Annotated in this window: 9 protein-coding genes; 3 read left to right on the forward strand and 6 right to left on the reverse strand. The window is 54.4% G+C overall.

The genetic code is table 11. From position 1 onward, the window contains the following. The first annotated feature begins 69 nt into the window (after window positions 1-69). Window positions 70-1,248, forward strand: coding sequence for a diguanylate cyclase (locus AB8B76_RS13200; RefSeq protein WP_405273146.1), 1,179 nt, complete (start codon window positions 70-72; stop codon window positions 1,246-1,248). On the opposite strand, the gene AB8B76_RS13205 is transcribed toward AB8B76_RS13200, so the two are convergent. From AB8B76_RS13205 to AB8B76_RS13220, 4 genes are all read right to left on the reverse strand, one after another. After that, the gene (locus tag AB8B76_RS13205) at window positions 1,229-2,479 is read right to left on the reverse strand and encodes a TAXI family TRAP transporter solute-binding subunit (protein WP_405273148.1); all 1,251 of its coding nucleotides are present in this window, start codon (window positions 2,477-2,479) and stop codon (window positions 1,229-1,231) included. The two genes, AB8B76_RS13200 and AB8B76_RS13205, sit on opposite strands and share 20 nt — an antisense overlap. Further along, window positions 2,476-2,967, reverse strand: a complete 492-nt coding sequence (locus tag AB8B76_RS13210; RefSeq protein WP_405273150.1) for a hypothetical protein — start codon at window positions 2,965-2,967, stop codon at window positions 2,476-2,478. Before AB8B76_RS13210 ends, AB8B76_RS13205 begins: the two co-directional genes overlap by 4 nt. Before the next feature lie 81 nt (window positions 2,968-3,048). Continuing rightward, the gene (locus tag AB8B76_RS13215; RefSeq protein WP_405273152.1) at window positions 3,049-3,663 is read right to left on the reverse strand and encodes a DNA-3-methyladenine glycosylase family protein; all 615 of its coding nucleotides are present in this window, start codon (window positions 3,661-3,663) and stop codon (window positions 3,049-3,051) included. A gap of 53 nt (window positions 3,664-3,716) precedes the next feature. Continuing rightward, window positions 3,717-5,264: a long-chain-fatty-acid--CoA ligase gene (locus AB8B76_RS13220; protein WP_405273154.1), complete on the reverse strand. Its 1,548-nt coding sequence runs from the start codon at window positions 5,262-5,264 to the stop codon at window positions 3,717-3,719. Window positions 5,265-5,428: 164 nt separating this feature from the next. Here AB8B76_RS13220 and AB8B76_RS13225 point away from each other — a divergent pair, with 164 nt between their 5' ends. Continuing rightward, window positions 5,429-6,019 (forward strand): DUF4136 domain-containing protein, encoded by a 591-nt coding sequence (locus tag AB8B76_RS13225; protein ID WP_405273156.1) that lies wholly within the window; start codon window positions 5,429-5,431, stop codon window positions 6,017-6,019. Window positions 6,020-6,067: 48 nt separating this feature from the next. Here the strand turns inward: AB8B76_RS13225 and AB8B76_RS13230 are convergent, their stop codons facing one another. Further along, on the reverse strand, window positions 6,068-6,520 hold the full coding sequence (locus AB8B76_RS13230) for a hypothetical protein (RefSeq protein WP_405273157.1): 453 nt from the start codon (window positions 6,518-6,520) through the stop codon (window positions 6,068-6,070). A gap of 308 nt (window positions 6,521-6,828) precedes the next feature. Here AB8B76_RS13230 and AB8B76_RS13235 point away from each other — a divergent pair, with 308 nt between their 5' ends. Continuing rightward, window positions 6,829-7,560: a TorF family putative porin gene (locus tag AB8B76_RS13235; RefSeq protein WP_405273159.1), complete on the forward strand. Its 732-nt coding sequence runs from the start codon at window positions 6,829-6,831 to the stop codon at window positions 7,558-7,560. A gap of 40 nt (window positions 7,561-7,600) precedes the next feature. On the opposite strand, the gene AB8B76_RS13240 is transcribed toward AB8B76_RS13235, so the two are convergent. Continuing rightward, window positions 7,601-7,947, reverse strand: a 347-nt coding sequence (locus AB8B76_RS13240) for a periplasmic heavy metal sensor (protein WP_405273161.1), incomplete at its 5' end; no start/stop codon positions are given.

The raw sequence follows: 7,947 nt of genomic DNA on the forward strand, positions 1-7,947 counted from the left end.
TCCATGTCTCCTGATGCTGCAGATTCCGCGCTATTATCCAGCGCGATTCAATAATGACAAAGCGTTCCCATGGCGTCAGACCCATATACTAATTCTCTCATAGTCACTGTGCTTATCTGCGCACTGATAGCCGCCGCGAACCTGATGCTAGCCCGGCAAAGCGCGAATTTTAGCGCTGCCAAAGTATTCGCCATTGCTTTTGGGGCACTGGCGCTCACCTGGTTACTTACAGCCGTTCTGCCTCAGGATACGGCCAAGGCCGACTTCAGCTTATTGCTCCTCAACAGCACGGGCGCTGCAGGCATACTCGCTTTGTGGTGTGGCTTTAATCTTCGAGCTGGCTATGTCATCAATCGCTGGTTTATGGGCGGACTATTCGCACTTTGGATAGTGCCGGTGCTCGGCGTGCTCTTTCTGGGTTTTGATCGCAGCGCCCACGTACCCTTCGCCGCCCTGTCGATCTCTATCGGTGCGATCTTTAGCCTGTGGCGCACTTACCGCAAGCGCGGTCAAAAAAACATTGGAGACTGGGCGTTAATAGCCTGGATGACATTGATCCTGCCTGCGGTCATTGCCGGCATGCTGCTTGGTATGAGCAGCGCGCGCTTCGATCCCACCGCAACATGGGTCGCGCTTCTCGGTTTTCTCCCTATCATCTTCGCAGGCATTGGTCTTTTCACTCTGGTCAGCGTCACGCTTGATGCACTCAATGATTCAAATCGCCTGGCGCACACCGACGGCTTAACCGGCATTCTCAACCGCAGGGCCTTCGATAGCGAATTGGCAATCGCGGTTGCACGATCTGAGCGCTACCAAAGGGATCTATCTCTAATCGTTCTGGATATCGACGAGTTTAAGGCCCTGAATGACAACTACGGTCATCCTGCCGGAGACGCGGTGATACGCGCCGTCGCTCGTGTAATGACCGAAACGGCCCGCCGCATCGACATCGTGTCGCGTATAGGCGGTGAGGAATTTGCCCTTATTCTGCCAGATACACCCGCTTCTGCAGCGCTCCGCCTGGCTGAGCGCTTGCGACAAGCCATCGGAAGTGCAGGCGCCGACAGCATCGCCATCTCTGCAAGCTTCGGAGTGTCGAGTGTTCAAGACACCGGGCACGACGCGAAGGCCATGCTAGCCGCTGGGGATGAGGCGCTTTACGCCGCAAAGAAAGCCGGGCGAAACTGCGTACGCTTTGCGCGCGACCCGCATACCGAACTTAAGGAGCTTATTGGTCTGGTTCAGTAGCGCGATCGTCCGCGATGTGAATCTTTAGCTCCCCACGTAAGCCCTCGGCCAGCTCAGTAAAAATCCTGAAGCTATCATCAGCAGCCAGGCGCTCGTTGATTAGTCCCGTAAAAGCTTCGTCTTCAATCTTCTCCAGTTCGCTCAGTAGTCGCTTTGGGTCATCGAAACCTGCCGCACGTCGCAGGTTCCGCACACGAACATAAAAGCCATCGATACGGTCTTTTCGACGACGGGCCCGCCAGCGTCCAAACGCCACCGCTCCGGTGAACATCAATACAACAAGATAAACCAGGAAATTGAGTGAATCCGCATAGCGCTCTAAAAACCCGGGCTCATCGCGGTCGAAATACTGCCGCGCGCCTCGATGCAGAGGAAACGTGAGATCTCTGGCATTGAAATCAGCCCCCATCCATCGAAAGAGTGTTGGTTCGACCGCGGCGAAGCGAGGCTTTTGCTCCATTAGCACGCGTGTCAGTTCATAGATAGCTGATTGATCCGTAGATTTCTTCGCTACCAGCAACATGTCGACCGCCAGGGCATCAATCCCTTCTTCATTTCCCGGTAATGAATAGGTCAAGGCAGGGATACGCGTAGAACGGAGCTGCGGTACAAGAAAGCTAATACCGTCGATGTAGAACTCTGCGCCCGCCGCGTCAAACCTCGACAGTGGCACGAGAGTAAAACCCTCGGGAAACCACGCCGTGTTGTGCGGATTAATAGGCCCCACATAAAAAAGTAAATCCGGGCTTCCGGGGTCCCCGGGCCGCCAAAATTCATAGCGATCCGGGAGCTCCGAAGCACGTTCAAACAGCAGATCGAGCACCATCCGAGCGGTATGCGAATTGTTGTAGATCTGCAGCTGCAGAGAACGCTCGCTACCGACATAATCGCCGATACTCAGATCCTTACGTACGGCGAGATGCACCACGCTTTGATAAAGCGGCAAGATACTGCGTAACCCCGGCTGGAAGGCGCGGGTGTTCTCTACGATGGCTAAGTCTGCGGAACCATCAAGTAAGGAATCTATGGGGTCTTCACCATCGGCAAAACTGGGATTCGGCTCAAGGCGAACTCCCGTTTCTTCGTAAACAATAGCAGAGAGCGCCGAAAAATTGAGTTGCTGATTATCCGGCGGATTTAAACGTAGGGCTGTGGCTGACCACGCTGAGGGAAAGAGTCCGCAGCCAAGGAGCAGCGCAACAGCACCCCACAAACTCGAACGTTTACTCATGCTGACGCCGCTGTCTTTTTGCTGCCAAACCGAGGTCTCCAGACGGCGAGCACCACGTTCGCAATGGCGACACCAAGGATGACCAGTGTTGATTTCCATTCGGACATGGCCGTTACGCCCAATAGAGCCGGATCAAACTCTCCGGCCAAGGCCTGAGCCGCCCGGGACGCTTCACGGACAGCGGGACCCTGCACAGCAATCAATGTGCCTTCAAAAACAGAGATACCCAAAGCCAACTTCATCCAGACCCAACCTTGCCCATGAAAGGCATCGGTCCAAGCCATCGATAGCAAGCCGCTAACCAGCACAATAGCCAGGGAAGGAAACAGCACCCACTGGGAGATAAGACCCATCTGCCCGCGAGCGGTAGCATAGGCCAGGAGTGAATCTACGGGGGGCATGTTTTGCAGCATCAATAATTGAACAACAAGGGCACCCGTAAGGCCTATGCCGCCAATGGTATGCAAGAATTTCAGTGCTTTTCGCATAGCTTAGAACCGTTGTAGCTTGTGAGTACATCATAGCCAGCAGCTCCCAAAGCACCAAGCTGCGCGTATATATCTTTAAGGCTAGCTATTCAGGTAGTGCCTCCAGAAAATGCCCGTCGCGACACTGCGGTAGGGACGATAGCGCTCGCCCAAGCTCTCGAGCCAATCCTTGTCCGGCTTGCCCTTTACGCCTTTCACTATCGCTGTCGCTTTCACCAGCGCCAAGTCACCCACAGGCCAAAGGTCTGGTCGCCGCAAAGCCACCATCAGATATACGTCAGCCGTCCAGTTACCAACACCGGTAATCGCCGTCAGGAGCTCTCTAACCGTGGCATCGTCCTTCCGACCCAAAGATCGGATAGGTAGATCCCCGGTGAGTATCGCCTGGGCTACCAATCGGGTGTAACGGATTTTCTGCCTACTCACCCCTGCGCTTCGCAATGCGATGTCTGAAAGTCCGAGGTAGCTGTATTCATCAAAGACGGGGAGCAGCTTAGACACCTTGTCAAAAGTCGCTTTCGCCGAAGCGAGAGACACCTGCTGCTCAAAAATAATGTACACCAAGCTTGGAAAACCCGGAGCGCGTGACAGAAGCTTAGGCGCACCATAGCGCTCTACAATCGCTGCAAGGTCCCGGTCTTTGGAGACAAGAAAATCAACGGCGGCAGCATAGCTTCGAGGGGTCAGAGCAGTCATGGTTTAGATTGAGAGCTGCGCTCCTAGTGCCGGACAACTAGCGGCATGAGGGGCTACAGAGAACCCTCTGCCAAAAACCGATCGCGAAGCAGTCTTTTAAGAATCTTGCCACTGGGATTACGGGGAATGGCGTCTACAAAGCGCACCGCTGTGGGCTGTTTGAACCGTGCGAGCTTGCCCTGACAAAAATCCATGATTGACGCTTCGTCTAAAGATTCCTCGGCAGTAACAATAATCGCCAACGGACTCTCACCCCACTTCTCACTGGGCAGACCGATGACCGCTGCGTCCGCTATCTTGTCGTGCTGCATCAGCACATTTTCGATTTCAGCTGGATAAACGTTCTCTCCGCCAGAAATGATCATGTCTTTCTTGCGATCACAAATGGTGACAAAGCCCTCAGCATCCATGGTGGCGACGTCGCCGGTGTGCAACCAGCCGCCCTGGAGCGTTTCCGCCGTCGCATCGGGACGGTTCCAGTACTCCTTCATGATGTGACGCCCCCGAAGAAGAATCTCTCCGGCCTCGCCTGGGGCGACTGTCTCGCCCTGTCCATCGATAATTTTTGTCTCGGTATGAAAAAACGCGCGACCCGCAGAGCCCACATGGCTCAGGGAATCCTCACCGACGATCAAGCAACCGGGACCACCGCTTTCAGTGAGGCCGTAGACCTGATGAATTTCAATGCCGAGATCAATAAACGCATTAATCGTTGCCACAGGGACCGGTGCAGCGCCGCAAATAATGTTTCGCACGCTGGAGCGATCAAACTGCTCGTGTCCCGGCACCTGTAGCATGAAGTTAAGCATGGCGGGCACCGCAAGACTCGTATCGATACGCTCGGATTCGAACAATTGCCAAACTCTTAAAGGATCAAAGTCTCGCAAGATGACCAAACTGTTGCCGCGGTACACCGCAGCGATCATAGGAGTGAGAGCACCAACGTGGAACAAGGGCAGCAGTAGCAAATACCGATCGGTTCCGCGGATGTCTCCCGTGTTGACCACGGCAATAATGGCCCAGAATACAGTCTCGTGCGTGTGCACGACCCCCTTGGGCAGTCCTGTGGTTCCCGAGGTGTACATAATGAAAAGGTTGTCGGTAGCAACCGCGAGCTCTGCAGGCTCATCGATGGGCTGAGGTGCCAGTAGCCGCTCATAGTGACGCGCGAAGTCTGGTGCCTCGGAGCCAATGGCAATCCAGTGCTCAACATCGCTGCCCACTGCGCCTCGCCCATGAAGGTCTGCCGCAAGGTTCGTAAAGTCAGTATCAAAAATGAGCGCTTTTGCGCCGCCGTCTTTCAGAATGAACGCCAACTCATCGGCAGTTAGGCGCCAATTCAATGGCATTATTACTAAGCCCATTTTGGCGGGGCCAAAAAAACTCTCGACGAACTGGTGGCCGTTGTAAGCCAGCAGAGCTACACGATCTCCGGGCTCCAGCCCCATGCCCGCAAGCGCATGACAGAGCTGATTTGCCCGAGCGTTCGCTTCTTCAAAACTAAATCGCCGCTCCGCTTTAACATCGAAGAGCATTTCCCCCTGCGGATTCAATCTGGCTCGGGTTGCGAGAAACTGACCAATGTTCATATCCGAATTCATAGTGCACTGTCCGTTATTCTGATTTTGAAAAGCCTGAGGCCTTAGCCTAGACCACAGCCGCCAACTTGAAAACTCAAACCCACGCGTTTTCGTGTCTGAGCCCGCGTGATATTGTGTACTCGTTTTATAAACCCCGCGCTAAGCAAAAATTTGAGTCCGCAATTATGAAAAAAACCTTTCTGGCGATTGTCGCAACCATCGCAGTAGCTATAGCAGGCTGCAGCTCCAACCCTCCCGTGATTGATTACGATCCCAGTGTCGACTTTTCGAACTACAGGACTTTCGCGTTCATCAGCGATCATCCTGTGATGCGTGCAGAAGGTTCGCCCCCAGGGTCGCCGTTGCTTGAGGGCCGATTAATGCGCATCACTGAGGACATTCTGAATGCCAAAGGTTTCCGAATCGTCGCAAACGCGGAAGAAGCCGACTTTGCCATCGGTTATACCTCAGGAGCCCGAGACAAAATCAAAGTGAATAGCTATCCGGAGCCTTATCGTCCCTACTACGGTGGCTGGGGTTGGGGGGCGCCCTATTACGGCGGCGGATATGGCGGCGGATCAAACGTTGACGTCCAACAGTACGTAGAGGGCACACTGGCCATCGACATCTACGACGTAGCAGAGCACAAACCTGCGTGGCATGGCGTTGCTACCAAACGCATTACCGATAGCATGCGCCGAAACCCTGATGAATCACTCACAGAAATAGTCAATGAAATTCTCGAGGGCTTCCCCCCCGGCTCGATGGCTCAGTAAATCGACTGGTTTCTTAAAAGGCGTGAGGGCATAACCCCACGCCTTTCTTTATTGCTCTTCTTCTTTCTTGGTTTGACGTGCTCGCTCGTAGGGCTTCTGAGAGGGAGATCCCGACATGCTTCGAATCGTCAGACCGCCAATACTCCAGCTACCGTCTTCCTCATCTCCCCCGTCAGAGACCTCGGCAGTTTCGGTCTGCGCCTCGGCTTCCGCCTGAGCCACCGACTCACTCGAACTGGGAGCTGGAACATTTGAAGCGTCTACAGCAACACTCTCCACCGTGCTAACTCCAGCCGCCTGATAGCGTGTGGACTGCGCCTTTATACAGGCTGAGCCCGCAGCAGCACGAACCAGGCCTTCTATGTCCTCACTCCACCATCCGTCGGCACCGGCTCGCATCTCCGCGACCGTATCGGTCACAACATCAGAGCAGGGGTCCGCATAGCTCGCCATCGGCAGCAGGAACAGTGAACTCAAGGTAAGGGTCAGGGCAACTCGCATAGGACTATTTCCATCGGCAGGGCATAAAAGTATAGCGGAGCGCGGATGATTCTAAACCCCGTTCTAAGCTACCAAAAGCAGCGCACCAAAATGGAGCACAACGCTCCACAAAGCAGCTTGCTGCCTCTTTTGTGCGAACCAAACGTAAGCAACTTAGGGGTCCTACTGCAGATAAGCCGCCGCAATCCCGCGTTATTTCACTTCTGGTCTAGTTCTTGCTGACAGTGCCTCGGGCGAGGGAATCGTGGTCCGTAGACGTTCCGCACACCACCGCACCGAACACAACTTTTAGGGTAGAGAGGATATCCATGCAAAACATGCAAAATTTGAAGCGTGTTGCCGCGCTGACCGCATTGGCCGGCTGTGCAGCAATCGCCGCACCGACACAGGCTGGGGAGCTGAGCGCTAATGCCTCTGTGACCAACAACTATATCTGGCGTGGTCTCACACAGACTGAAAACAACTCTGCGGTTCAGGGTGGTATCGACTACGCCACGGACAGCGGCTTCTACGTCGGCACTTGGGTATCAAACGTTAACTATGGCCCTTCAGACGTTTACTCTTACGAGCACGACCTCTACGCAGGTTACGCCTTTGAGACAGGCAGCATCAGCTGGGACGTCGGCTACCTCTATTACAACTATGACGAAGAAGCTAACTTCGACTTTGGCGAAGTTTATGCAACCGTTGGCATTGGCGGCTTCAGCGCTTCAGCTTACGTGCTCACAAACACAGAGGCTGACGAGGGCATTGGTCAGGATTTCGGTGCAGGCAGCACGTACTACGTTTCTGCTGACTACGGCTTTGAAGTAGGCGATGGCATTGGCATCGGCTTACACGTTGGCTACCACGACGGGGATTTCGCTGAAGCCTTTAACGGCTCAGACGGCGGTTACTACGACTACAACATCAGTCTTTCAAAAGGTGGCTTCGGCTTCATGTTCACCGACACCAACGTGAGCGGCCCAGCCGCGGATGGCGGCTATGACAACGACGAGTACAAAGTCGTGGTCTCTTATTCAGTAGATATCGAGCTCTAAAGCAGAAACATCAGGTTCACTGAGAACTTGGCCGTCCCGATCACCGATTATGTTGTGGTGGTCGTGACGGCATTTTTGCATTCTGCCCTCGCTGTAATGCCGCTCTAGCCAGAGCAATACGCTGATCCTTCGGTAACTCTGCCGATACTTCTACCAAGTTTCTGTGAATCAGGGCCTGATAACGCTCGCTGATCTGCCGAGACCTTTCTAACGCCAGCGCCAAGACCTGAGGGTCGTACTCTTCGGCGGCAGCCGCTTCGCGCACCGCCATCTGAGCATTGCGCATATCTTCGCGCAAAGGGCGCACCTCTGAAAGCTGGGCGCGCATTTGGCCTCGCAGCCGTCGCTTGGTTTCGGGAGACAGATGCTCTGCCGCCCAGGCCATGG

Origin of the sequence: Congregibacter sp. (genome assembly GCF_045107095.1) — a bacterium.
In the GTDB taxonomy this organism is placed as follows: Bacteria; Pseudomonadota; Gammaproteobacteria; order Pseudomonadales; family Halieaceae; genus Congregibacter.